This is a genomic window from Bacillus sp. SKDU12 (assembly GCF_010093085.1).
Classification (GTDB): Bacteria; Bacillota; Bacilli; order Bacillales; family Bacillaceae; genus Bacillus; species Bacillus mexicanus.
Genome location: NZ_MSRC01000004.1, coordinates 1 through 23,988, shown reverse-complemented (window position 1 = coordinate 23,988; position 23,988 = coordinate 1). Strand labels below are relative to the sequence as shown.

Sequence of the window (23,988 nt, the reverse complement as noted above, 5' to 3'; positions counted from 1 at the left end):
AGCGAAGATGACGAAAAAAATCTTGTTTTGCGCGACTGTTGACTATCACTTTAAAGCGTTTCATCTCCCTTACTTTACCTGGTTTAAACGAATGGGCTGGGAGGTTCATGTCGCCGCAAGCGGTCAAACCAAGCTGCCGCATGTGGATGAGAAATTCTCCATCCCGATGCGCAGATCACCCTTTCATCCTTACAATCTGTCCGTTTACAGACAGCTGAAGGAAGTGATCGACGCCAATCAATACGACATTGTCCATTGCCATACGCCGGTTGGCGGCGTGCTTGCCAGACTTGCGGCGAGACAGGCAAGGCGGCATGGAACAAAGGTGCTGTACACAGCACATGGATTCCATTTTTGCAGCGGAGCGCCGATGAAAAATTGGCTGCTTTACTATCCGATTGAGAAATGGCTTTCGTCTTATACAGACTGCCTGATTACCATCAATGAAGAGGATTACATACGGGCGAAAGGACTTCAAAGATGTGAAGAAAACACGCGAAAAATACATGGCATCGGCGTCAATACTGAACGGTTTCGGCCTGTCAGTCTGGATGAGCAGCATAAACTAAAAGAAAAACATGGCTTTCGTGAAGACGATTTTATATTGATTTATCCGGCTGAGCTCAATCAAAACAAAAATCAGAAGATGCTAATCGAAGCCGCAGCCTTGCTGAAAGATAAAATTCCGTCGCTCCGCCTTGTTTTTGCCGGAGAAGGAGCGATGGAGCAAGCGTATCGGACGTTAGCTGACAAGCTTAGTGCTTCTGACAATGTCCGCTTTTACGGCTTTTGCGGCGATATTCACGAACTGATCCAGCTCGCAGATGTCTCTGTCGCATCCAGCATCAGAGAAGGCCTCGGCATGAATGTGCTGGAAGGGATGGCAGCGGAAAAACCGGCGATTGCCACGGATAACCGGGGGCACAGGGAAATCATTCGGGACGGAGAAAACGGTTTTTTGATTAAAATCGATGACAGTGCCGCTTTTGCCGACCGGATTGAACAGCTTTATCACCAGCCCGAACTTTGCAGAAAGCTTGGACAGGAAGGCCGAAAAACAGCCTTGCGTTTTTCAGAGGCGCGAACGGTGGAAGAAATGGCGGATATTTATTCCGCGTACATGGATATGGATACAAAGGAGAAAAGCGTATGAACTCAGGACCGAAAGTTTCTGTCATTATGGGCATTTATAATTGTGAACGCACTTTGGCGGAAAGCATTGAATCCATACTCAGCCAATCCTATAAAAATTGGGAGCTGATTATGTGCGATGATGCCTCAACAGACGGCACGCTCCGCATCGCGAAGCAGTACGCCGCTCATTACAGCGACCGCATCAAGCTGATTCAAAACAAAACAAATAGGCGGCTGGCCGCTTCGTTAAATCATTGTCTTTCACATGTGACAGGCGAGTATATCGCACGCCAGGATGGAGACGACCTTTCCTTCCCGCGCCGTTTGGAAAAGCAGGTCGCGTTTTTAGAAAAGCACCGCCACTATCAGGTGGTTGGCACAGGCATGCTTGTATTTGATGAAAACGGCGTGAGAGGCACACGCACCCTGCCTTCCGCTCCGGAGCCGGGTATTATGGCAAAAGGAACTCCGTTTTGCCACGGGACGATTATGATGAGAGCCAGCGCCTACCGCACGCTGAAAGGCTACCGTTCGGTACGGCGGACGAGACGGATGGAGGATATTGATTTGTGGCTTCGCTTTTTTGAAGAGGGCTTCAGAGGCTACAATCTTCAGGAAACCTTGTATAAAGTAAGGGAAGACAGCGATGCATTCAAACGGCGGTCATTTACGTATTCTATTGACAATGCCATCCTTGTTTATCAGGCATGCAGACGCTTAAAGCTTCCTATATCTGACTACATATATGTCGCAAAACCGCTCATTCGCGCGTTTATGCCTGCCTCCGTAATGAATCGATATCATAAAAAAAGGATAACGAATCAAAAGGAAGGGCTTGTCAAACATGAATAGCAGTCAAAAACGCGTGCTCCATGTTCTTAGCGGCATGAATAGGGGCGGCGCGGAAACGATGGTGATGAATTTATATCGGAAAATGGACAGACACAAAGTACAATTTGATTTTTTGACGTATCGAAATGATCCGTGCGCTTATGATGAAGAGATTTTATCTTTAGGCGGACGGCTTTTTTATGTCCCAAGCATCGGGCAAAGCAATCCTCTTACATTTATAAGGAATGTGAAAAACACGATAAAAGAAAACGGGCCGTTCAGCGCGATTCATGCGCATACAGATTTTCAAACGGGTTTTATCGCTCTTGCAGCAAGGCTTGCTGGGGTGCCGGTCAGGGTATGTCATTCTCACAATACGTCATGGAAGACTGGATTCAACTGGAAGGATCGCTTGCAGCTAATGATGTTCAGGCGGCTGATTTTGTCGAATGCGACAGCACTGTGTGCCTGCGGAGAGGATGCGGGCAGGTTTTTATTCGGGCAAGCCAGCATGGAAGAAGATCGTGTCCATCTCCTCCCGAATGGAATTGATCTTGCTTTATTCGCTCCAGACGGGCAGCGGGCTGATGAAGAAAAAACAGCACGCGGCATAGCAGCTGACCGTCTTATCATCGGCCATGTAGCCCGGTTTCATGAAGTGAAAAACCACGCGTTTCTGCTCAAGCTTGCCGCTCATCTGAAGGAACGAGGGGTCCGCTTTCAGCTTGTGCTCGCAGGAGACGGGCCGCTGCGAGAGGAGATGGAAGAGGAGGCACGGCGGCAGGATCTGCTTTCAGATGTCCTTTTTTTAGGCACTGAAGACCGCATTCATGAATTAATGCGCACATTTGATGTGTTTGTTATGCCGTCTTTATATGAAGGCTTGCCGGTTGTGCTTGTGGAAGCGCAGGCGTCGGGGCTTCCATGCATTATTTCAGATCACATTACAGATAAAGTCGACGCCGGACTCGGGCTTGTGACGAGATTGAGCCTTTCTGAGCCGATCAGTATCTGGGCTGAAACCATTGCGAGATCGGCCGCCGCAGGCAGGCCGAAGCCGGAACTCATCAAAGAAACTCTCGCAAAACTCGGCTACGATGCACAGCAAAACGTAGGAGCGCTGCTGAATGTATATAACCTCAGCGGCGGAAAAGGACAATAAACGATGATTGTATATGCCGTCAATATGGGCATTGTATATATTTGGTCCTGGTTTGCCAAAATGTACGGCGGACGAGACGATTCACTCGCCACGAGGCATCGGCCGAATACGCTTCTGATTTGGATTCCGCTTGCTTCTCTTGTGCTCGTATCGGGTCTCCGCTATAGAGTAGGCACAGATTTTCAGACGTACACGCTCCTGTACGAATTAGCGGGCCAATATCAAAACGTGTGGCAGATATTCGGCTTTGGCACAGCAAAAACGGCGACAGATCCGGGCTTTACAGCACTGCTTTGGCTGTTGAATTTCATAACGGAAGATCCGCAAATCATGTATATCACGGTGGCTGCTGTGACCTACAGCTTTATTATGAAGACACTCATCGACTATGGAAGGCCGTTTGAATTGAGTGTCTTTTTATTTTTGGGAACTTTTCATTATTACGCGTCTTTTAATGGCATCAGGCAATACATGGTGGCAGCCGTTTTGTTTTGGGCCATTCGTTATATCATCAGCGGGAAATGGAAGCGATATTTTCTGATCGTACTGATTAGTTCGCTTTTTCATTCCTCAGCGTTCATTATGATTCCAGTGTACTTTGTTGTCAGAAGAAAAGCCTGGTCACCTGCGATATTCATCTTATCCGCTTTATTTCTGGGCATGACATTTTTATATCAAAAATTCATTTCAGTATTTGTCGTTGTGCTTGAAAACAGCTCATACAGCCATTATGAAAAATGGCTTACGACAAACACAAATGGAATGAATGTGATCAAAATCGTTGTCTTGATTTTGCCGCTATTGCTCGCCTTCTGCTACAGGGCGCGTCTTCGGAAGCTGTGGCCGCAAATCGATATCGCCGTTAATTTGTGCCTGCTTGGTTTTTTGTTCGGGCTTTTGGCTACAAAGGATGTGATCTTTGCCAGATTCAATATTTATTTCGGACTGTATCAAATCATCTTAGTCCCATATTTCGTCAGGCTGTTTGATGAAAAATCAAACGCCCTTATCTATATCGCGATCGTTGTTTGTTATTTTCTTTACAGTTATTTGCTTATGCCGGTTGATTCATCCGTTCTGCCTTACAGAACGATTTTTTCCCGGTAATTTTTTATGCAAGAGGAGCCGGTCATTATGGAAATACCTGCGGTTAGTCTGTTAGTCGCTGTTTATAACACAGAAACATATATCAGAACATGTCTCGAATCATTGCGGAACCAGACCGTGGACAATATTGAAATTATCATCGTTAATGACGGTTCTCAAGATGCCAGCCCGGATATCGCGGAGGAATACGCCAAAAAGGATCACAGATTCAAAGTGATTCATCAGGAGAACCAGGGTCTTGGCGCGGTTCGAAATAAAGGCATTGAAGCGGCGCGAGGTGAGTTTATCGCGTTTATCGATTCAGACGATTGGATCGAGCCCGATTACTGCGAGCAGATGCTTCGGGCAGCAGGCGATGAAACTGATCTGGTCATTTGCAATTACGCCGCAGAGTTTGAGGACACTGGAAAAATGATGGTCTCTGACATGGCGGAAACCTATCAGGATCAGCCGAAGGCGTATTATATAAAGGCATTATTTGAAGGGAAGGTCAGAGGATTTTCATGGAACAAGCTGTACAGAAGAAGCATGGTTAAAGCTCGTGGACTGGCGTTTCCGCTCCGAGGCGAGCTGGAGCATGTAGAGGATCAGTTTTTCAGCTTCCGGGCTCATTTTTTCGCCCGCTCGGTATCCTATGTAAAGGTGCCGCTCTATCATTACCGAATCCACCTTTCGTCCATCGTGCAGCGCTATCAGAAAAAACTGTTTGAATCAGGGCTTGCACTGTATGAGGCGAACGCGGCATTTTTACAGGAGAACAACAAACTGGATGAGTACAGTAAGGAGCTTGATACCTTCATCGTGCTTCACAGCAGCATCTGTATGCTGAATGAATGGAAAACAAGCGGCAGCGGCCGGCTGTTTGACAAGGTTAAAAATGTCAGCGTCATTTGCGCGGATCCGGTGTTTCAGCAGAGCCTCTCAAAAACAGGTACCGCGCCTTTTGACGCAAAACGGTCATGCCTGCTGCTGATGGCGAAATACAGAATGATTCCGTTCGTCGCTATAGCATCGGCTGTGTATCAGCGGGTGATCGAGTACAAAATGAGAAACAGAGGGTGAGGACATGTCGTTACAATCGTTGAAAATCAATCTAGCAGAATGGCTGCTGCTTAAGGTCAAATACCCATCCCAATATTGGCTGGGTGCGGCCGGCCAGCAGGTAAAAGCCCAAGTACATCAGAAAAAAATCATACTGACCCTGCTGCCGTCCCATGACAATTTGGGGGACCACGCGATTGCTTATGCCAGCAAGGCGTTTCTTGAGCAGGAATACCCCGATTTTAACATCGTCGAAGTCGATATGAAGGATATGTACAAATCAGCAAAGGCGCTGCTTCGCTCGCGTCATCCGGAGGATATGGTCTTTATCATCGGCGGGGGAAATATGGGAGATCTATACCGTTATGAGGAGTGGACGCGCCGCTTTATCATAAAAACATTTCATGACTATCGAGTTGTCCAGCTGCCGGCAACGGCGCATTTTTCTGATACGAAAAAAGGTCGCAAAGAGCTGAAACGGGCCCGGAAAATTTATAACGCGCATCCCGGATTATTGCTGATGGCCCGGGATGAAACAACCTATCAGTTTATGAAACGTCATTTTCAAGAAAAAAAGATTTTGAAGCAGCCGGACATGGTGCTGTATTTAGATAGAAGCAAAGCTGCGTCAGAGCGCGAAGGGATTTATATGTGTTTGCGCGAGGATCAGGAAAGTGTGCTTCAGAAGGATGAGAGAAACCGGGTCAAGGCTGCTCTTTTTGAAGAATTCGGCGAAATTCAATCCTTTACGACGACGATTGGGCGGCGGGTCAACCGCCATTCCAGAGAGCAGGAGCTTGAAGCGCTGTGGTCTAAGCTGAAAAGCGCAGAAGCTGTTGTTACTGACAGGCTTCATGGCATGATTTTTTGTGCGCTGACAGGAACGCCGTGTGTTGTCATCCGTTCCTTTGACCATAAGGTGATGGAAGGCTATCAATGGCTCAAGGACATTCCATCCATGAAGCTGATTGAACATCCGCAGCCAGAGCGTGTGACAGCCGCAGTAAAAGAGCTGTTAACAAAAGAAATACCCGGCGCCGGCTTTCCGAGAGATATGTACTTTAAAGGACTGCGGCGCAAAATCAGCGGTGAAGCGAAATGAGCCCGCTCGCCAGTATTATTGTCCCGATGTATAACGTTGAACCATTTATAGAGGAATGTATCAATTCTTTGCTTTGTCAAACGCTTTCTGATATTGAAATCATCCTCGTGAATGACGGCTCACCCGATCGTTCAGGCGAAATTGCAGTGAACTATGCAAAACAGGATGCGAGAATCCGGGTCATTCATCAGACAAACGGCGGGCTGAGCTCAGCACGAAATGCGGGAATAAAGGCGGCGCGGGGCACGTACATCGGCTTTGTTGACGGCGATGATTATGTATCTTCGGCCATGTTTCAGAGGCTGATTGAAGAAGCGGAAGAGCACCGGCTTGATATCGCTGGCTGCGGTTTTTACAAACAGTCAGCGGACAGGCGGACTTATGTGCCGCCGCAGCTTGACAAAAATCGTGTGCTGACAAAACCGGAAATCGCTGAACGGCTCAAACAGGCGCACGAAACGAGATTTATTTGGTTCGTATGGCGTTATGTTTATCGCCGAGAGCTTTTGGAGCGAACCAATCTGATGTTCGATGAAGACATCCGTTTTGCCGAAGATTCTCCCTTTAATTTGTCCGCTTTTTGCGAAGCGGAGCGGGTGAAAATGCTTGATGAAGGCTTGTACATCTATCGTGAAAATCCGAACAGCCTGACAGAAATTCCGTATAAGCCGGCAATGGACGAGCAGATTCAAAAGCAATATGAGGCAAAAATTGCATTTTACCAGCATTACGGATTGGAACGTGCGTGTCAAGAAGATCTGAATGTGTACATTTGCAAGCACCAGCTTCCAATGCTTCTGGCAAACGCCTGTGCTTCTCCGAACCCGTCAAAAGATATTAAAAAGCAGATCAAACACATTTTATCCTATGATATGGTGCGGCTGGCTGTCAGACATACACCGGTTCAGCATGAGAAATTATTAAGAGGCGAGCGTCTGGTATTAGGACTATGCAAATGGCGGCTTATATTTCTCATTAAGCTGTTTTTTGAGCAGCGGGGAATGGTGAAAGGCAGTGCGAAGCAGGCATGAAATTCACCATCAACTTAAGCGCTAATCTCACAGCATTTCTCTTGTCTGTTTTTCTGTCGGTATGGATGACGCCTTTTATTGTTAAAACACTTGGTGTGGAAGCGTTCGGTTTTGTTCATCTGACACAAAATGTGATCAATTACTTTTCGATTATCACCGTAGCGCTCAGCTCGGTTGTCGTGCGTTTCTTTTCTGTTGCCGCCCATAGAGGAGAGCGGGAAAAAGCAAATGCGTATATCAGTAATTATGTGGCAGCGTCTATTTTGATTTCGTTGCTTCTTTTACTGCCTCTTGTGGGCTCTGCTTTTTTGATTGACCGCGTTATGAACGTGCCGCCAGCGCTTTTGGCTGATGTGCGTTTGTCGATTTTGATCGGCAGTTTGCTGTTTATTTTAACGTTTTTAATGGCGGGGTTTGGCTCTGCGCCATTTTATGCCAATCGTCTCTATATCACAAGCTCCATTCAGGCGGTGCAAATGCTCGTCCGCGTGCTGTCTGTGCTGCTCTTGTTTACTTGCTTTGCGCCGAAAATCTGGCAGATTCAGCTTGCTGCTTTAGCTGGTGCTGTCATCGCGTTTCTGCTGTCTTTCTATTTCTTCAAAAAGCTGATTCCGTGGTTTTCGTTTCGGATGAAGGATCTGTCATTCCGAACAAGCAAGGAGCTGTTTCAAGCGGGCGCATGGAGCTCTGTCAATCAAATCGGCGTCCTGCTTTTTTTGCAGATTGATCTATTAACCGCCAATTTGGTTTTGGGGGCATCGGCAGCCGGGAAATACGCGGCGATTATCCAGTTTCCGTTGCTTTTGCGCAGCTTGGCTGGAACGGTCGCATCCCTGTTTGCGCCGCTTATCACTTCGTATTATTCAAAAGGCGACATGGACGGATTGGTGAATTACGCCAACAATGCAGTGAGGCTGAACGGTCTTCTGCTCGCGCTTCCTGCTGCCTTATTAGGCGGGCTGGGGGGGCCTTTTTTGACGATCTGGCTTGGAACGTCCTTTTCGTCTTTAGCGCCGCTTTTATATATTCATGCCGGATACTTGGTGGTCAGCCTGGCCTTTATGCCGCTGTTTTATATCTGGACCGCCTTTAATAAACAAAAAACACCAGCGGTTGTAACCCTGCTGTTGGGTGCGGTTAATGTGGTGCTGGCCGTCACACTGAGCGGGCCGGCTCATCTCGGCTTGTACGGCATCACATTGGCCGGGGCGATTTCCCTTATTTTGAAAAATGCCATCTTCACGCCGCTTTACGTATCCCGTATGACAGGCTACAAAAAGCATGTGTTTTTTAAAGGCATCATCGGGCCTCTTTCAGCCGCTGTGTTTGCCTGGCTGGTCTGTAAGGCGATGCAGTTCGTTGTGAAGATTGACGGCTGGCCGTCACTGATAGCGGCGGGACTGACAGTCAGCTTTTGCTACACGGTTTTCGCCTTTATGTTCGTTTGCACGAAAGAGGAGAGACACCTTGTACTAAAACGATTTCGAAAAACGAAAGGAGCTGTGAATCTTTGATCCTGAAACGACTTTTTGATCTGGCGGCCGCCATCTTTTTATTGTGCTGTACGAGTGTCATTATTCTGATTACCATCGCCGTTATCAGGCTGAAAATAGGATCACCTGTCTTCTTTAAGCAAGTAAGACCGGGCTTGAATGGCAAGCCGTTCACCCTTTATAAATTCCGAACGATGACGGATGAACGGGACAGTGAAGGAAACCTATTGCCGGATGAAGTCCGTCTGACGAAAACGGGCAGGCTGATCAGGAAGCTGAGCATCGATGAGCTTCCGCAGCTGCTGAATGTCCTAAAAGGCGATCTGAGCCTTGTCGGTCCGCGCCCACTTTTGATGGACTATCTGCCGCTTTATACAGAACAGCAGGCGCGGCGCCATGAAGTGAAGCCAGGGATCACAGGCTGGGCGCAAATCAACGGCAGAAACGCGATTTCCTGGGAACAGAAATTTGAATTAGATGTTTGGTACGTTGACAGCCGTTCATTTTTTCTGGATTTGAAAATTTTATGTTTGACTGTGCGAAAAGTGCTTGTTTCAGAAGGGATTCAGCAAACCAATCATGTGACGGCAGAACGGTTTACAGGAAGCGGAGATGTGTCCTCATGAAAAACGTGGCCATTGTAGGTGACGGCGGGCACGGTAAGGTGATTAGAGAGCTGATCAATGCCCGGACGGACACGCGCTTAGTCGCAGTGCTGGATGATAAATTCCAAACGCTTGAAGCTGGAAAAGAGGGGTACACAGGTCCGATCGAAGCTGTTAGTGAATTGCGAAGGCTCATTCCCGATGTGATGTTCCTCATCGCCATCGGAAACAACAGAGTCAGAAAAAAGCTGGCGGAGCGGCTGGGACTGAAGAAAGAAGACTTCATTACATTAATTCACCCGTCTGCCATCGTCAGCAAATCTGCTGTCATCGAAGAAGGAACCGTCATTATGGCGGGCGCGATCATTCAGGCGGATGCGCGAATCGGAGCCCACTGCATTATTAATACGGGTGCAGTGGCAGAGCATGACAATCTAATCAGTGATTACGTACATCTTTCCCCGCGTGTCACGCTGTCAGGAGCAGTTGCCGTTATGGAAGGCGCCCACCTCGGAACCGGCGCTTCTGTCATTCCGCAGCTCACAATCGGGTCTTGGTGCATTGTCGGCGCCGGCTCTGCGGTGATTCGTTCGATTCCGAACGAGGTAACGGCGGCCGGTGCTCCGGCGCGCGTCATTTCTTCCATTCAACATTAAACAAAGGATGATTACATGCATAAAAGAATCTACTTATCTCCCCCTCACATGAGCGGCAGAGAGCAACACTATATTTCAGAGGCCTTTCGTTCAAATTGGATTGCGCCGCTTGGGCCGCTCGTGAATTTATTTGAAGAACAACTGGCCGAACGTGTCGGCGTAAAAGGAGCGGCTGCGGTCAGCTCAGGAACGGCAGCGATTCATCTGGCACTGCGTTTGCTCGAGGTCAAAGAAGGAGACAGCGTGTTTTGCCAGTCCTTCACCTTCGTAGCAACTGCCAACCCGATTTTATATGAAAAAGCAGTGCCCGTCTTTATTGATTCTGAGCCGGATACATGGAATATGTCACCGAAAGCTCTTGAAAGGGCGCTGGAGGATGCGAAGAGAAACGGAAAGCCGCCCAAAGCAGTCATTGCTGTCAATCTATATGGTCAAAGCGCGAAAATGGATGAAATCGTCAGTCTGTGTGATACGTACGGAGTTCCTGTCATTGAGGACGCAGCTGAATCTCTTGGCACCGTTTATAAAGGGAAGCAAAGCGGGACATTCGGTCGCTTCGGCATTTTTTCCTTTAACGGGAACAAGATCATTACTACATCAGGCGGCGGGATGCTAGTTTCAGACGATGAAGCAGCTATTGAAAAAGCACGATTTCTCGCTTCACAGGCACGAGAGCCGGCTGTTCATTATGAGCATTGCGAAATCGGACACAATTACAGGCTGAGCAATATTTTAGCAGGCGTGGGTGTTGCCCAGCTTGAGATGCTGGATGAGCGGGTGGAGAAAAGAAGAGCTATTTTCACGAGATACAAAAACGAACTCAGTCACATAAACGGCGTCCGCTTTATGCCGGAGCATGAAGCGGGCGTATCCAACCGCTGGCTCACCGCGCTCACACTTGATAATGGATTCAGTCCCTATGACGCAGTTCAGCGTTTGGCAGAAGAAAACATTGAAGCGCGTCCGTTGTGGAAGCCGCTCCATACCCAGCCGCTGTTTAAATCGTCTTTATTTTATTCACATGAAGATACAGAAAGCATATGCGAAAACCTTTTCAAGCGAGGAATCTGTCTCCCATCAGGGTCGAATCTGACGGAAGAAGAGCAAGACCGGGTTATTGATGTTCTCGTACACTTATTCCAAACAGCCGAGGTGAAAAAATGGACAGCAAGCATTCAATGATCAGCCTGAAACAGAAACTGTCCGGGCTGCTCGACATCATTCCGAAACATTCGGAGATTATCTATGCCGACTATCCTCTATACGGAAATGTAGGGGATTTATTTATTATGAAGGGAACAGAAGCCTTCTTTAAAGAACATGGAATTCGTGTCAGAAAACGTTGGAATCCCGACAATTTTCCAGTCGGTCGAAAGCTGGATTCGAATCTCATCATAGTCTGCCAGGGAGGCGGCAACTTTGGGGATTTGTATCCGTATTATCAAAGCTTTAGAGAGAAAATTGTCCAAGCCTATCCGAATCATAAAATCGTGATTCTGCCGCAATCAATTTATTTTCAACATGAAAACAATCTCAGACGGACGGCGGAGATATTTTCTAAGCATGCGAATCTCCATATCATCACAAGGGAAAATGCCTCCTTTGCAATAGCGCAGGCTCATTTTACAAGCAATCACATTAAGCTTCTGCCTGACATGGCTCATCAGCTGTTTCCCATTGTTCCTACGGCGCAGCCGCTCAATCAAAAGCTGAGATTTATCAGGACAGATCATGAAGCAAATAAGGAGCTTCAGGAGCACGCAAAAGCGGAAAGCTACGACTGGCGCACGGTGCTGTCAGCTTCAGACCGCCGGACGATCGCTTTTCTGCAAACATTGAATGTCTTAAACAAAAAAGCGGGAAATCCTCTCCCTATCGCATATATATGGGGAAAATACTCGGATTATATTGTCACAAAAGCGATTCGGTTCTTCAGTCAATACGAATCAGTAGAAACGTCAAGGCTGCACGGGCACATTCTGTCTTCTCTTCTCCAAAAAGAAAACACGGTCATTGATAATTCCTACGGGAAAAACGCTAATTATTTTCATACCTGGATGGAGGGCGTGCCGCGCACACGGCTCATCCAGAACGCCTCGAAGAAGGAAAACCTTCCTGCTCACATGTGAGCGGAAGGTTTATTTTGATTCTCCCCGTTTGACTTTGTTGTAAGCTTCATCTAAATGCTGAATCCGTTTTAAGACGACTGCGTTTTTGGTCAGCTGGTCCTGCACAAGCGTTGAGACGACGGAACGGTAGTAGCTATTCATCGCATGGATTTTATCCTCAGACCGGTTCATTTCAATATGCTGTTTGAAATTCTCGATAAAATAAGGGACAGAAAAAAGTTCAGACATTTCTTTGGCAGCTCCTTTTTCATAAATATATACGGTGTGATCTCAATCATGTACAATGAAGAAAGAGGAGTGAGCAAGATGGATATGAAACTTCAGCAAGTCCAAGTATTAAAGCCTCAACTGACACAGGAGCTCAGGCAGGCCATCACGCTGCTTGGCTATCATTCGGCAGAACTCGCTGAATACATTGATGAGCTCTCACTGGAAAACCCTCTTATTGAACGAAAGGAAACAGACACACCGCCACTATCTTACCATAAAATAAGGAAAAACAGGGTGAACGCACAGGAAGCCGGCCTTCCATTACGTGATCCGCAAAAAACATTGCAGGATGTGTTAACACAACAGTCACTCGATATGAATCTGACATACTCCGAAAAAAAGATTTTCAATTATCTGATTCATTCACTTGATTCAAATGGGTATTTGGAAGAAGCAGTGGAGGAGGCGGCACAGCGCCTAGCTGTTTCAACTCGGGAAACGGAAGCTGTTTTGGCCAAACTCCAGTCATTAGAGCCGGCTGGGATCGGCGCGCGATCTCTGCGGGAATGTATCCTTCTTCAATTACAACGGCTGCCGAACAGAAATGAGCAAGCGGAAAAGCTTGTTTCCGCTCATTTTGATGCTTTTGCGCAAAAAAACTGGAAAGCGCTTTCGTTGGAATCAGGAATTCCGCTTCATACCATTCAAGATATTTCAGATGACATTGCGGCTCTTCATCCAAGACCGGGCCTTCTGTTTGCCCAGCCAGAGCAAGACGTGTATATTGAGCCTGATATTTTTATCACTGTGAAAAATGGGCACATCGCAGCGGAGCTGAATACCCGCTCGTTTCCTGAGATAGACCTGCACCCGCAGTACAGCCCGCTTTTATCATCCGCCTCCTGCCAGGACACCGCCTCTTATTTATCAGCGAAATACCAGGAATGGCGCTGGCTGAGCCGCGCGCTGCGACAGCGAAAACAGACGATTACGAGAATTGTCAACGAACTGACCACACGACAAAGAGATTTTTTTCTAAAAGGGCGAAGCGCAATGAAGCCGCTGACACTCAGAGAGATAGCGGAATGCTTAAGCCTTCATGAATCAACGATAAGCCGGGCAATCAAAGGAAAAACGATACAAACGCCGTACGGCCTTCTTGAGATGAAAGTCTTTTTCACAGCAAAAGCTGAAGCTTCAGGAGATGGAGATGCGTCTAACTATGCAGTCAAAATGCATCTTCAAGACCTGATCAATCAAGAAGACAAAACAAAACCGCTCTCAGATCAAAAGCTTGCCAACCTCTTATATGAACAGCGCAGCATACGAATTTCCAGACGCACAGTCGCAAAATACCGCGATCAAATGAACATTCCCTCATCTGCGGCAAGAAAACGATATAAGTAAAATCCTCCCATGGAGGGAGGATTTTACTTTGCTACTCACAAAAATGTAAAGAAAGACACAAGAGGAATGTCCAGTTCATTTCTCAGACGTCATAAACGTTCTGAACAATACCTCTTATTACATTATTCGTGTATGTTTTGCAAAAAAATGATTTTTTGCCGATATTACCCATAACAAAGAAAATGTGAAAAGAGGAAATGCTATGCACATAAAAGATAGTGTAAAGCTGCAATACTTAGCACAACAAATCAATAAACAAAGTCATTCATCCATCCGCAAAGAAAATACAGTCGCAAAACAGGAGAATCAGTTCCATGCTTACAAAAAATCATCGCCCGTACAGATCAGCAGTCTGCAACAAATCAATTATTCTAGAGAATCGGTAATGAGTGAGAAGAATGATGTCGCAAAACGATATCAATTAGCGAACGAGAAAACAGTTGTGGATACAGGTGAGGAAACGTTAATCCATAGCAGAAATCCATATGTTTCTGAAAGTGATATTGAAATTCAAATACTTAATGAAAAATATAGCCGAATCAATAAAATCAATTTATCAAAAGAGAATCCGATTGGTTATATACGCGACAAATACAAAAATGCCAATTCACCATATTTTCGTCATGATTTAACAAATGAAGAGAGACAAGCAGCATATGACAATGAGACAGAGTGGCTATATAAAGGAAAAGCGCAGTGTTACAATATGCGAGATGCGGCATTTCGTCATGTTGATATGTCTGCACCAAATGAGGATGATCGAGCAAAAGCATTTCAGCGAGATGTTGTGAATCAACAAATTGGCCTTCTCTTTGATCGCCAAAACCTGACGATTCCTAAGAATACAAAATTAACATTTACCATTACCCCATTTGATTATGCTGCAACAGTAACTGGAACAGATGATCCAAAGGTAATTGACACAATTGAAGCCCTTTTGAATAGTGGCAGTAACAGCAAAGAGTTATTTCAACATATCATGGGAAGCAGAACAGATGATTCTGTACAATTTGAGAAAGAATCATACGAAAAGTATCAAGCCGTTCGAGAAATATATGAAAAAACCGGTTATCATCTTGGTGATCTTCATGCACAAAATGGAACGTTCATGACAGAGGACGGCCGTGACATTTTAGATGTGTATCGTGAAGCATTAGAAAAAGATCCATTAACGAAAGATTTCACCTCAGTAGCATTATCTCATTACGGAACTGAAGTAAAGCATCTGGCATCAGTTGGTTATGATACGGTTCCCGACTTGGTTTTATCGATTCATTATCAAAACGGGTACCTTGAGGATATGGGCCAGAGCAAAAATTATAGTGCGAATAACCGCGCTTGGCTTCCGTCATTGCAGCTTTCGAATCGTTAAAACAGACATCATGATTCCCTCCCATGGCCGGGAGGGTTTTTTAAGGAATCATCCAGCTAAACACATGATGCTGCAAAAAGGTGATGATACAAACGAGCAGCAGCAAAAACAGGCTGTGTTTCATCGTAAAGCGGAAAAGGTCTGACTCCTTTCCGGCGAGTCCTACCGCAGCGCATGCCACCGCAATGGACTGCGGCGAAATCATTTTTCCTGTGACACCGCCCGATGAGTTGGCGGCAACAGACAGAACAGGGTCCATGCCGACTGATAACGCGGTGACTTTCTGCAGATTGCCGAACAGCAGGTTGGCAGAAGTATCCGAGCCGGTAATAAAGACGCCGAGCCAGCCGAGGACAGGCGAAAAGAAGGTGAACATCGAACCTGTCAGCGCGAGCGTCATCCCGAGTGTCGCGCTCATTCCCGAGGAGTTGGTGACATAGGCAAAACCGACGACAGAAGCAATGGTCAAAATCGGAAACTTCAACTCTTGGATCGTATCTGTAAAAACGGCTCCCCAATCTTTCCACGAAATGCCCGTGACGAATTTTGACAGCACCGCGGCAATCAATATCGCTGTACCGGCCGAGCCAAGCAGCTCAAGCTTATAAACCGCTTCAATCGGCGCGCCGTCAGCATTGACAATTTGATTGTTCAAAAAAGGCACACCAGGCGCGAAAGTCAGCTTTTCGCCAACAGCATTCAGCCACTTCAAAAAAACAGCAGAGCCGTCATAATGTCCAATCAGCGCGGATTTGACAGAGGGAATGCCCCATATAGAAATGATCACCGTCAGCAGCAGAAATGGCGACCAAGCTTTAAAAATCTTTCCGCCGCTGTACGCAGGCACCGGTGCATTCGTTTTTGTTGTTTCAATCGCGGCAGCTGATTCCTGTTCACCTGCAAACTTAAATGTTGTTTTCGGCTTCCACCATTTCAAAAAAACAGCTAGCGCAGCCATTGAAACCAGCGCTGACAAAACATCCGGCAGCTCAGGCCCTAAGAAATTGGAACTGAGATATTGCACAACAGCAAAGGAAACGCCGGAAACGAGAATCGCCGGCCAGACCTCAAAGGCTTTCTTGAACCCGCTCATAATGATAAGCAGATAAAGAGGAATAAATACAGATAAGAATGGCAGCTGGCGTCCGACCATTTGCGAAATCTCCATCGCCGGAATCCCTGTCGGCCCTTCTACGGCTGTAATCGGAATCCCAATCGCACCAAAGGCGACCGGTGCCGTATTGGCGATCAAACAAATGCCCGCTGCATAAAGAGGGTTAAAGCCGAGACCGACCAGCAGCGCGGCAGAAATGGCGACCGGCGCTCCGAAGCCGGCTGCTCCCTCTAAAAAAGCCCCGAATGAGAAAGCGATCAGCAGCGCCTGTAGCCGGCGGTCATCTGTAATGGAGAGAACAGAACTGCGAATAATATCAAACTGTCTCGTTTTCACAGTGATTTTATACAAAAAAACAGATGTCACAATAATCCATCCAATCGGCAAAATCCCGTATACGGCTCCCTGTGTGGCGGACATCAGCGCTTTTTCCGCCGGCATCCGATAAACCAATACAGCAATGATAAGGGCGATTCCCAATGTGGACAAGCCCGCTGTATACCCCTTCATCCGTTTCACCGCAAGCGCCCAAAAAAAGAAAATAATCGGTACAAGTGCGGCAAGCGCTGATAAAAGCAAATTTCCCCCTATAGGCGTATATGCCTGTGTCCATTGCATCCCAAACCCCTCCTTGAAACGTAAACTGGCGTTTTTAAGTAAGCGGTTTCTTAAGGTGGTGTGATCATCTGATGATTAGGTAATAAGACCAGTTACCTAGCATTATATTTTGAAAAAAATCAAAGTACAAGACTTTTTGACAAAATTGTCAAAATCTTTTGGCGTCACCAAAAACAGAGTATAATAGATCGTAAACAGCTAGACCTACAAGTGACGGGGTGAATTGCATTGAAATACAAACAGATTAAAACAAAGAAAATATATGAAGAAGTGGCGGATGCGCTATTAGATATGATCAAAAACGGCGATTTGAAGCCGGGAGATAAACTGGACTCAGTTCAGGCGCTTTCCGAAAGCTTTCAAGTCAGCCGCTCAGCAGTTCGTGAAGCACTTTCTGCACTAAAAGCGATGGGGCTTGTCGAAATGAAACAAGGAGAAGGCACATACCTGAAGGAATTTGAGCTTGATCAAATTTCTCAGCCGCTCTCAGCCGCCCTTCTCATGAAAAAAGAGGACGTTAAACAGCTGCTCGAGGTCAGAAAACTGCTTGAAATCGGTGTGGCGTCATTAGCTGCTGAAAAAAGAACAGAAGAAAATCTCGAAAGAATTCATGCTGCGTTAAAGGAAATGGGCAGCATTGATGCGGACGGGGAGCTGGGCGAGAAAGCAGACTTCGCATTTCATCTGGCACTGGCTGATGCTTCTCAAAATGAGCTTCTTAAACACTTGATGAACCACGTATCATCATTACTGCTGGAAACGATGAGAGAAACACGGAAAATCTGGCTGTTTTCCAAGAAGACCTCCATTCAGCGATTGTACGATGAGCATGAACGGATTTACAAGGCAGTGGCAGCAAGGGATGGAGCACAGGCAGAAGCCGCCATGCTGGCGCATTTAACAAATGTGGAAGATGTGCTTTCGAGATATTTCGAGGAAAATGTGCAATAACCAACTCATTTCCCGGGCAATTTCGCCGCAGAATAGAATAACTGAGACTGAGCCGCAAATGGTTCAGTCTTTTTTCTATAATTTTCACTATACAGTGAGGAGGGAATCATGAAAATTGTTGTTTGCAGCGGTTATTGTGTTGAGTCCCTTCAATTCAGGGCGTATCTACCTTCTGCTCAAAAGCAGGCAAACGCAATAAGTAGGCTGGAGGATGCTGGATATGACCATAAAATGCCTGTAAGTGGTAGGGAAGAAACGCTCAAACAAAAAATCCATGAGACGCATCACATCTCATGGATCATTTTATTTCAAATCAACTAATATAAAACATTCATCATCACTTTGATGATGGGCTTCCTTATGATGGTTCAGTGATGTGAGGATTTTCTCTTTCAGGCCAGCAATAGACAAATCGGGATGAGTTTTTAATAAATCAAATAAATAACATGAAGCCGTAGGATCCATCACGCCATCCGTATACAGAAGGAGCCTTCCGCCTTCCTCGTATGAAAGGCTGTTTGATTGAAACACAGTGTCTTCAAACATGCCAATCGGCGGCGAGGTAGCGTACAGCGGATGCTGAGTTCCGTCACCGTCCTGCCACAACGCCGGCGGATGCCCTGCATTGACATAATCAATTTTTTGCCGGACTGTATCAATCTCGAGATAAATGGCAGTGCAATAATGTCTTGCCTCCTCATCATTTTGAAACAAGCTGTGGAGGTGACGATCCAACTCCTTCATGACTATGACAGGACTGGCGCCTTGCGTGATCTGGCGCTGAAACAAAGGGTGAAGAGACATCGTAATCAAAGCAGAGGAAATCCCGTGCCCCATTACATCAAGAATAATAATGCCATAACGATGATCATCGATTTGATAAAACCCGTATAGATCACCCGACAATTCACTCGATGCTTTGTAATAAGCGTCAATCTGAACCTGATCGTTTACAATCGGTTCAGTCAATGAGTTTTTCTGGATCTTTCTGGCGAGTTCAAGCTCTCGTTTCGTATTTGATTTAAATTGTTGATTTTGTTTGTTGGTCTCAAGCAGTTCTTCTTGTTTGGCCTTAAGCGTTTCCAAGGCAATCTCTAACTCCGCATTGGCTTTCTGTTTGGCGAGCAAAGCCTCCTGAGCCGCATTTCTCGCTATCAGGAGCTCATTTTCATATTCATTTCTCTTCTGCATCGGAATGAGCACACAATCGAAGACAGAAACTCCGCTATCGGTTCTCGCAATAGCATTGACAAGGACGGGGATTTCTTCGCCGTCTCTTGCTTTCAAAGAAATATATATTTCTTCGATATGATGCTCCAGTTTCAAAAGCGGAAAAAAATAAAGCTGGCAGAAAAGCTGTGCGGGAACGGTCAACATCGTATTCAGATGCTCGCCGATAACCTGCTCCGGTCCATAATCCAAAATCTTGAAAAGGGTGCGATTAGCAGCTAGAATCGCACCCTCTTCTGACAAGGTGAGGAAACCGCATGGTGCATCAATCAATTGTTTGTCCATTAAGAGGGTCACCTCTATCCCTTTCGTTCCTAGATCACACGTATGCTTTTAAATAGTCGCCGATTAGATGTATCGTTTCATTTGGATGGCTCATGTGGGGGCAATGCCCGCGAGCTTCCATATGTATCAGTGTACTATAAGGAAGATGCTTATGCATATACTCGCCCACTGCCGCTGATGCGATCATATCATCGGCACATTGGAGAATAAGAGAGGGAACGGTCACCTTCGAAAGCTCCGTCCGATGATCTGAAAAAAACGCCGCTTTCGCAAATTGTTGGGCAATCACAGGGTCAGTAGAACAAAAACGGCTTTCAAGTTCTTCCTTAATCTCAGGCCGATTTGGCTGGTTCACAACAGTTCCCGCAAATACAGTTGCCCAGCCTATGTAATTTTTCTCCATCATTTCAAGCAAACCAAGGAGCTGCTCTTCTTCAAATCCTCCGTAATACTCAGGCGGATCATTCAAATAGCAAGGAGAAGGTCCGACCATCACCAGACGGGAAAAAAGATCCGGACGGCGGATGGAAGCAAGCATCCCGATCACAGCTCCGACAGAGTGCCCCACAAACACGGTTTCTTCCAAATCTAAAGCTTCGCAAACATCAATAACATCTTGGGCATAGCCGTCAAGTGTCCGATACCGATTCAGGTCATATGCGCGCAAATCTGAATGGCCCGACCCGACATAATCAAATAAAATGACTTGATGATCTTCTTCGAAGGCTGGCACCACGGCGTTCCAGACGCTTTGGTCACAGCCAAAACCAGGTGCGAAAATGATAGATGTTTCGCCGCTGCCCTTCACTCTCACATTATTTCTAGACAAAATCGCTTCGTTCATGATTGGCTCCTTTCAGCCGGAAAGTCATTCAATAACTATATCATAACACTCACCGTTTCAAGAGTGTGCTTTTCTATGAAAGTAAATAGCAGTCGCATGTATTGAGGAAAAACATGACATTTGTCACCTGTCATCATGACACCCCATACTACTAACGGCTTCTCTGGCACTTTACAATTAATATAAGCCATTAGGAGGTGCTCATGTGATGAATGAGGCAGTATCAATAAGCCATGTGACAAAACAATTCCAACAAAAAACAGCTGTAGACAATGTTAGCTTCAACATCAAAAAAGGAGAAGTTGCGGCTATTCTCGGACCGAATGGGGCAGGGAAGACGACTGTCATTTCTATGATACTGGGGTTGCTGAAACCGAGTAAGGGAGAAATCAAGCTATTTAACCGGGCTCCCGATGATCAAGAGGTTCGCGAAAAAATAGGCGTAATGCTCCAGGAAGTGAGTGTCATGCCGGGCTTGAAGGTAAATGAAATTCTCGAACTCTTCCGAAGCTATTATCCGAATCCATTGTCCATGAAAGAACTCGTTTCGTTAACAGCGCTCACAAAAGAAGATTTAAAAACAAAGGCAGAAAAATTATCTGGCGGGCAAAAACGCCGTTTGAGCTTTGCTTTGGCTCTTGCCGGAAATCCGGAGCTTCTTATCTTTGATGAACCGACAGTCGGAATGGATACATCATCAAGACAACGATTTTGGCAGACGGTTCATGGCCTGGCGGGACAAGGAAAAACCATTATTTTCACAACTCATTATTTACAGGAAGCAGATGATGCCGCACAGCGAATTTTATTTTTTGCTAAAGGACAGCTTGTGGCAGACGACACGCCAATGCAGATTCGCTCAAGGATCCAAAAACAGTCTGTTTCCTTTACACTCCATACAGATGAATCATTGGGCAAGCTGTCCCGCCACCCGGAAGTGGAGCGGGTGACCCAAAAGCATCAAAGAACCATCATCCACACATCAAATACAGACAAAGTGTTAGCGCTGATCTTTCAAGAAAAAATACATGCACGCGATATCCGGATTGAGCAAGGAACGCTTGATGAGGTATTTCGCCATCTGGCTGATAAAAACAAGGAGATGATGTGAGTGAACATGCTGAAGAAGCAAAGCATAGCTGAAATGAAAAGGATGCTTCGGAATAAGTACTTTGTGTTTTGGTCGCTGATCATGCCGCTTGCCTTTTATTATCTCTTTACCAATGTCGTGCATACCAATGTTCCTGATGAACGCGCGTGGGATGCCCATTATTTAATATCGATGACTGTCTTTAGTGTGATGGGCTCCTCTATCATGACGCTTGGAATCCGTATGGTTCAAGAACGTTCACAGGGCTGGACAGCTTTTATCCGCATTACGCCTCTTCCGGATCATATCTATTTATCAGCTCAGATGATCGGTCAAAGTGTGATTCATGTTTTATCCATTACTATCATTTTTCTTTTCGGCGCCATCATCAATGACATTGCCTTGTCACCATTAGAATGGATCTTAAGCGGCCTGTGGATTTTATTTGGCGCATTGCCGTTTTTGGCGTTAGGCACGCTAATCGGTCTCATGAGAAAAGTAGAGACAGCAGCTGGAATCAGTAACGTGCTTTATATGCTGCTGGCGTTAGGCGGTGGCCTGTGGATGCCATTGGAGGTCATGCCTAATATTATGCAGAACATTGGCCGCTGGCTTCCATCTTATCATTTCGGGAGCGGAGCGTGGGAACTTGTCCAAGGCGGTAGTCCGAGCTGGAAAAATATCCTGACATTAATCGCTTATTTGATGCTCTTCATGCTACTATCTAAATATATACGAAGAAAACAAGAAGCGGTGTAATCTATGAAAAAGGCATTATCCATTTTCCCAAAGCAATTTGGTTTTTTCCCTTATATCTTTCTAGTGTATTTGATCATGCCGTTTCTTACTTTATTGAAAGAATCAGGCATCAAACAGGCGATTGGGTATGGCATGCTGCTCTTTTTTGCTATGGCATATCGCCAGTTATTCTGCAGTGTAGGAAGAGCTTCGTTTACATATTGGCTTATCGTACAAATGGCGGTTATTTTTATCTATAGCGTGTTTTACAATATCACCTATATCTACTTAGGTTTTTTCCCGGCAAACTTTGTTGGTTATTACAAAGAAAAAACAAAATTTCACCGTGCGTTCTGCGGTTTAATCTTTATGCTGCTTTTTCCATGTTTTTATCAATTTCTCGCCAATTCGGTTTCGTTTCGAGAGCTTCTTTCTGTTTTCCCGTTTCTCGTCATCATGCTCATTTCTCCATTCGGAATCCGTTCTATGTTTCGGAGAATTGAACTCGAAACTAAGCTTGCGAAAGCCAATGAACAGATAATGGAACTCTCTAAAAGGGAGGAACGTGTCCGAATTGCCCGTGATCTTCACGATACTCTCGGCCATACGCTGTCACTGCTCACATTAAAAAGTCAGCTCATTCAGCGGCTGGCAACAACTGATCCAGAACGGACCCGGCTTGAGGCCAAAGAAATGGAAACCAGTTCAAGAGCTGCGCTAAAGCAGGTTCGTGAGCTTGTTTCTGATATGAGAACAGTCACGATGACGGAGGAGCTTGCCAATATTCAGCACATATTAAGAACGGGGAACATTACCTTTCAATACGAGGGGGACGAAGACTTTTCAGCAATATCCCCGGTCACGCAAAATATTATCAGCATGTGCATGCGGGAAGCTGTAACCAATATCATCAAACACAGCAATGCCACCCACTGCGCCATCACCATTACCAAGTTCGCTGACAAAATGAAGATTATGATACGAGATGACGGAAAGGCAGCAGTGAAGGAGAAAACGTTTGGGAATGGCCTGCGGGGCATGGAAGAGCGGCTCATGTTCATTGAAGGCGGATTAACGCTTTCAGCTCATAACGGAACGGTTGTGACACTGACCGTTCCCCTTATTAAAAAAGCAGAAGGATAGGAGGGCGAAAGAAATGATTCGTCTGTTTATTGCTGAGGACCAGCGAATGCTGCTAGGCGCTTTGGGAGCTCTGCTTGATTTAGAAGAGGATATGACAGTCATCGGACAAGCATTAAACGGGGAAGAAGCACGAAAAGCGATTTTGAAGCTGGAGCCCGATGTATGCATCATGGATATTGAAATGCCGATTCGAAGCGGGCTGGATGTGGCAGAGGAATTAATGCAAATAGGCTGCGGCAGCAAGGTTATTATTTTAACAACCTTTGCCCGCCCCGGCTATTTTGAACGCGCCGTCAAAGCAGGTGTACATGGCTATCTGCTGAAAGACGGCGAAATCGACGATCTGGCCGACGCCATTCGGAAATGTGTTAAGGGGAAACGAGTGTTCAGCCCTGAGCTGACGTTTAACATGATGCGTGATGAAAATCCGCTTACTGTAAGAGAGCAAGAAATTCTGCGGCTGGCAGCTTTAGGCAAGACAACAAAAGATATTACGCTGGAACTCTACCTATCTCAAGGCACCGTTCGAAATTATATCTCAGACATCATCCAAAAGCTCGATGCGAAAAATCGGACAGAAGCAGCCAGCATTGCTGAGGAAAAGGGCTGGATTTAATGGAAACCTGGTGTTGTACAGCCAGGTTTTTTTATGTTTATTTGGTTATTTATGGTTGAACTATTCAGTATTACTGTAT

23 protein-coding genes and 1 pseudogene are annotated in these 23,988 nt (G+C 46.0%); 20 read left to right on the top strand and 4 right to left on the bottom strand.

The window, feature by feature from the left end; genetic code table 11:
* Positions 1–7 precede the first annotated feature (7 nt).
* The 12 genes and pseudogenes from BTW01_RS04370 (at position 8) to BTW01_RS04315 (ending at position 12,291) form a co-directional block, all read left to right on the top strand.
* A complete protein-coding gene (locus BTW01_RS04370) occupies positions 8–1,153 on the top strand; it encodes a glycosyltransferase family 4 protein (protein WP_162101820.1) in 1,146 nt (381 codons plus the stop codon).
* Positions 1,150–1,986 (top strand): glycosyltransferase EpsE, encoded by an 837-nt coding sequence (gene epsE / locus BTW01_RS04365; RefSeq protein WP_162101819.1) that lies wholly within the window; start codon positions 1,150–1,152, stop codon positions 1,984–1,986. The genes BTW01_RS04370 and epsE overlap by 4 nt, the downstream gene beginning before the upstream one ends.
* Positions 1,979–3,134, top strand: a pseudogene (locus BTW01_RS04360) (glycosyltransferase family 1 protein). Before epsE ends, BTW01_RS04360 begins: the two are co-directional and overlap by 8 nt.
* Complete coding sequence (locus tag BTW01_RS04355) at positions 3,131–4,234, top strand: EpsG family protein (RefSeq protein ID WP_162101817.1); 1,104 nt, start codon at positions 3,131–3,133, stop codon at positions 4,232–4,234. Before BTW01_RS04360 ends, BTW01_RS04355 begins: the two are co-directional and overlap by 4 nt.
* Before the next feature lie 27 nt (positions 4,235–4,261).
* Positions 4,262–5,296: a glycosyltransferase family 2 protein gene (locus tag BTW01_RS04350; protein WP_162101816.1), complete on the top strand. Its 1,035-nt coding sequence runs from the start codon at positions 4,262–4,264 to the stop codon at positions 5,294–5,296.
* Between the two features lie 4 nt (positions 5,297–5,300).
* A complete protein-coding gene (locus tag BTW01_RS04345) occupies positions 5,301–6,377 on the top strand; it encodes a polysaccharide pyruvyl transferase family protein (RefSeq protein ID WP_162101815.1) in 1,077 nt (358 codons plus the stop codon).
* Positions 6,374–7,408 (top strand): glycosyltransferase, encoded by a 1,035-nt coding sequence (locus BTW01_RS04340; protein WP_162101814.1) that lies wholly within the window; start codon positions 6,374–6,376, stop codon positions 7,406–7,408. The genes BTW01_RS04345 and BTW01_RS04340 overlap by 4 nt, the downstream gene beginning before the upstream one ends.
* Positions 7,405–8,922 (top strand): MATE family efflux transporter, encoded by a 1,518-nt coding sequence (locus BTW01_RS04335; RefSeq protein WP_162101813.1) that lies wholly within the window; start codon positions 7,405–7,407, stop codon positions 8,920–8,922. The genes BTW01_RS04340 and BTW01_RS04335 overlap by 4 nt, the downstream gene beginning before the upstream one ends.
* Complete coding sequence (locus BTW01_RS04330; protein WP_162101812.1) at positions 8,919–9,527, top strand: sugar transferase; 609 nt, start codon at positions 8,919–8,921, stop codon at positions 9,525–9,527. Before BTW01_RS04335 ends, BTW01_RS04330 begins: the two co-directional genes overlap by 4 nt.
* Entirely contained in the window at positions 9,524–10,162 is a 639-nt protein-coding gene (locus tag BTW01_RS04325) for an acetyltransferase (RefSeq protein ID WP_162101811.1), read from the top strand. Before BTW01_RS04330 ends, BTW01_RS04325 begins: the two co-directional genes overlap by 4 nt.
* Positions 10,163–10,177: 15 nt before the next feature.
* The gene (locus tag BTW01_RS04320; protein ID WP_162101810.1) at positions 10,178–11,344 is read left to right on the top strand and encodes a DegT/DnrJ/EryC1/StrS family aminotransferase; all 1,167 of its coding nucleotides are present in this window, start codon (positions 10,178–10,180) and stop codon (positions 11,342–11,344) included.
* On the top strand, positions 11,323–12,291 hold the full coding sequence (locus BTW01_RS04315; RefSeq protein WP_162101809.1) for a polysaccharide pyruvyl transferase family protein: 969 nt from the start codon (positions 11,323–11,325) through the stop codon (positions 12,289–12,291). The genes BTW01_RS04320 and BTW01_RS04315 overlap by 22 nt, the downstream gene beginning before the upstream one ends.
* Before the next feature lie 9 nt (positions 12,292–12,300).
* Here BTW01_RS04315 and yvfG read toward each other — a convergent pair whose 3' ends face one another.
* Positions 12,301–12,519, bottom strand: coding sequence for a protein YvfG (yvfG, locus tag BTW01_RS04310; protein ID WP_162101808.1), 219 nt, complete (start codon positions 12,517–12,519; stop codon positions 12,301–12,303).
* Between the two features lie 78 nt (positions 12,520–12,597).
* On the opposite strand from yvfG, the gene rpoN reads away from it, so the two are divergent.
* A complete protein-coding gene (gene rpoN / locus BTW01_RS04305) occupies positions 12,598–13,908 on the top strand; it encodes an RNA polymerase factor sigma-54 (protein ID WP_162101807.1) in 1,311 nt (436 codons plus the stop codon).
* A 202-nt stretch (positions 13,909–14,110) separates the two neighbouring features.
* Entirely contained in the window at positions 14,111–15,280 is a 1,170-nt protein-coding gene (locus tag BTW01_RS04300) for a DUF4885 family protein (protein WP_162101806.1), read from the top strand.
* A 40-nt stretch (positions 15,281–15,320) separates the two neighbouring features.
* Here the strand turns inward: BTW01_RS04300 and lutP are convergent, their stop codons facing one another.
* Positions 15,321–17,012 (bottom strand): L-lactate permease LutP, encoded by a 1,692-nt coding sequence (lutP, locus tag BTW01_RS04295; RefSeq protein ID WP_162101805.1) that lies wholly within the window; start codon positions 17,010–17,012, stop codon positions 15,321–15,323.
* Between the two features lie 228 nt (positions 17,013–17,240).
* Between lutP and lutR the strand changes: the two genes are divergently transcribed.
* Both lutR and BTW01_RS04285 read left to right on the top strand, forming a co-directional pair.
* Positions 17,241–17,963, top strand: a complete 723-nt coding sequence (gene lutR / locus BTW01_RS04290) for an L-lactate utilization/bacilysin biosynthesis transcriptional regulator LutR (RefSeq protein ID WP_162101804.1) — start codon at positions 17,241–17,243, stop codon at positions 17,961–17,963.
* Between the two features lie 108 nt (positions 17,964–18,071).
* Positions 18,072–18,284 (top strand): hypothetical protein, encoded by a 213-nt coding sequence (locus tag BTW01_RS04285; RefSeq protein ID WP_162101803.1) that lies wholly within the window; start codon positions 18,072–18,074, stop codon positions 18,282–18,284.
* On the opposite strand, the gene BTW01_RS04280 is transcribed toward BTW01_RS04285, so the two are convergent.
* Both BTW01_RS04280 and BTW01_RS04275 read right to left on the bottom strand, forming a co-directional pair.
* Positions 18,267–19,478 carry a SpoIIE family protein phosphatase gene (locus BTW01_RS04280; RefSeq protein WP_162101802.1) on the bottom strand — a complete coding sequence of 404 codons (1,212 nt, stop codon included), beginning with the start codon at positions 19,476–19,478 and terminating at the stop codon, positions 18,267–18,269. The genes BTW01_RS04285 and BTW01_RS04280 overlap by 18 nt on opposite strands.
* 34 nt (positions 19,479–19,512) lie before the next feature.
* Positions 19,513–20,322, bottom strand: coding sequence for an alpha/beta fold hydrolase (locus BTW01_RS04275; RefSeq protein WP_162101801.1), 810 nt, complete (start codon positions 20,320–20,322; stop codon positions 19,513–19,515).
* Positions 20,323–20,527: 205 nt separating this feature from the next.
* On the opposite strand from BTW01_RS04275, the gene BTW01_RS04270 reads away from it, so the two are divergent.
* The 4 genes from BTW01_RS04270 to yvfU are packed head-to-tail and all read left to right on the top strand — an operon-like array spanning position 20,528 to position 23,909.
* Positions 20,528–21,433, top strand: a complete 906-nt coding sequence (locus BTW01_RS04270) for an ABC transporter ATP-binding protein (RefSeq protein WP_162101800.1) — start codon at positions 20,528–20,530, stop codon at positions 21,431–21,433.
* Positions 21,434–22,171, top strand: a complete 738-nt coding sequence (locus BTW01_RS04265) for an ABC transporter permease (protein ID WP_162101799.1) — start codon at positions 21,434–21,436, stop codon at positions 22,169–22,171.
* Positions 22,172–22,174: 3 nt separating this feature from the next.
* Positions 22,175–23,293, top strand: coding sequence for a sensor histidine kinase (locus BTW01_RS04260; RefSeq protein ID WP_162101798.1), 1,119 nt, complete (start codon positions 22,175–22,177; stop codon positions 23,291–23,293).
* Between the two features lie 13 nt (positions 23,294–23,306).
* Positions 23,307–23,909: a two-component system response regulator YvfU gene (gene yvfU / locus BTW01_RS04255; protein ID WP_162101797.1), complete on the top strand. Its 603-nt coding sequence runs from the start codon at positions 23,307–23,309 to the stop codon at positions 23,907–23,909.
* Positions 23,910–23,988: the final 79 nt, after the last annotated feature.

Coding starts and splice junctions, on each gene's coding strand:
- lutP (WP_162101805.1), bottom strand. CDS start 17,012: ATGCAATGGACACAGGCATATACGCCTATAGGGGGAAATTTGCTTTTA.
- BTW01_RS04340 (WP_162101814.1), top strand. CDS start 6,374: ATGAGCCCGCTCGCCAGTATTATTGTCCCGATGTATAACGTTGAACCA.
- BTW01_RS04320 (WP_162101810.1), top strand. CDS start 10,178: ATGCATAAAAGAATCTACTTATCTCCCCCTCACATGAGCGGCAGAGAG.
- BTW01_RS04300 (WP_162101806.1), top strand. CDS start 14,111: ATGCACATAAAAGATAGTGTAAAGCTGCAATACTTAGCACAACAAATC.
- BTW01_RS04355 (WP_162101817.1), top strand. CDS start 3,131: ATGATTGTATATGCCGTCAATATGGGCATTGTATATATTTGGTCCTGG.
- BTW01_RS04335 (WP_162101813.1), top strand. CDS start 7,405: ATGAAATTCACCATCAACTTAAGCGCTAATCTCACAGCATTTCTCTTG.
- BTW01_RS04325 (WP_162101811.1), top strand. CDS start 9,524: ATGAAAAACGTGGCCATTGTAGGTGACGGCGGGCACGGTAAGGTGATT.
- epsE (WP_162101819.1), top strand. CDS start 1,150: ATGAACTCAGGACCGAAAGTTTCTGTCATTATGGGCATTTATAATTGT.
- BTW01_RS04370 (WP_162101820.1), top strand. CDS start 8: ATGACGAAAAAAATCTTGTTTTGCGCGACTGTTGACTATCACTTTAAA.
- BTW01_RS04285 (WP_162101803.1), top strand. CDS start 18,072: ATGAAAATTGTTGTTTGCAGCGGTTATTGTGTTGAGTCCCTTCAATTC.
- BTW01_RS04260 (WP_162101798.1), top strand. CDS start 22,175: ATGAAAAAGGCATTATCCATTTTCCCAAAGCAATTTGGTTTTTTCCCT.
- BTW01_RS04345 (WP_162101815.1), top strand. CDS start 5,301: ATGTCGTTACAATCGTTGAAAATCAATCTAGCAGAATGGCTGCTGCTT.
- BTW01_RS04350 (WP_162101816.1), top strand. CDS start 4,262: ATGGAAATACCTGCGGTTAGTCTGTTAGTCGCTGTTTATAACACAGAA.
- BTW01_RS04315 (WP_162101809.1), top strand. CDS start 11,323: ATGGACAGCAAGCATTCAATGATCAGCCTGAAACAGAAACTGTCCGGG.
- yvfU (WP_162101797.1), top strand. CDS start 23,307: ATGATTCGTCTGTTTATTGCTGAGGACCAGCGAATGCTGCTAGGCGCT.
- BTW01_RS04280 (WP_162101802.1), bottom strand. CDS start 19,478: ATGGACAAACAATTGATTGATGCACCATGCGGTTTCCTCACCTTGTCA.
- rpoN (WP_162101807.1), top strand. CDS start 12,598: ATGGATATGAAACTTCAGCAAGTCCAAGTATTAAAGCCTCAACTGACA.
- BTW01_RS04275 (WP_162101801.1), bottom strand. CDS start 20,322: ATGAACGAAGCGATTTTGTCTAGAAATAATGTGAGAGTGAAGGGCAGC.
- yvfG (WP_162101808.1), bottom strand. CDS start 12,519: ATGTCTGAACTTTTTTCTGTCCCTTATTTTATCGAGAATTTCAAACAG.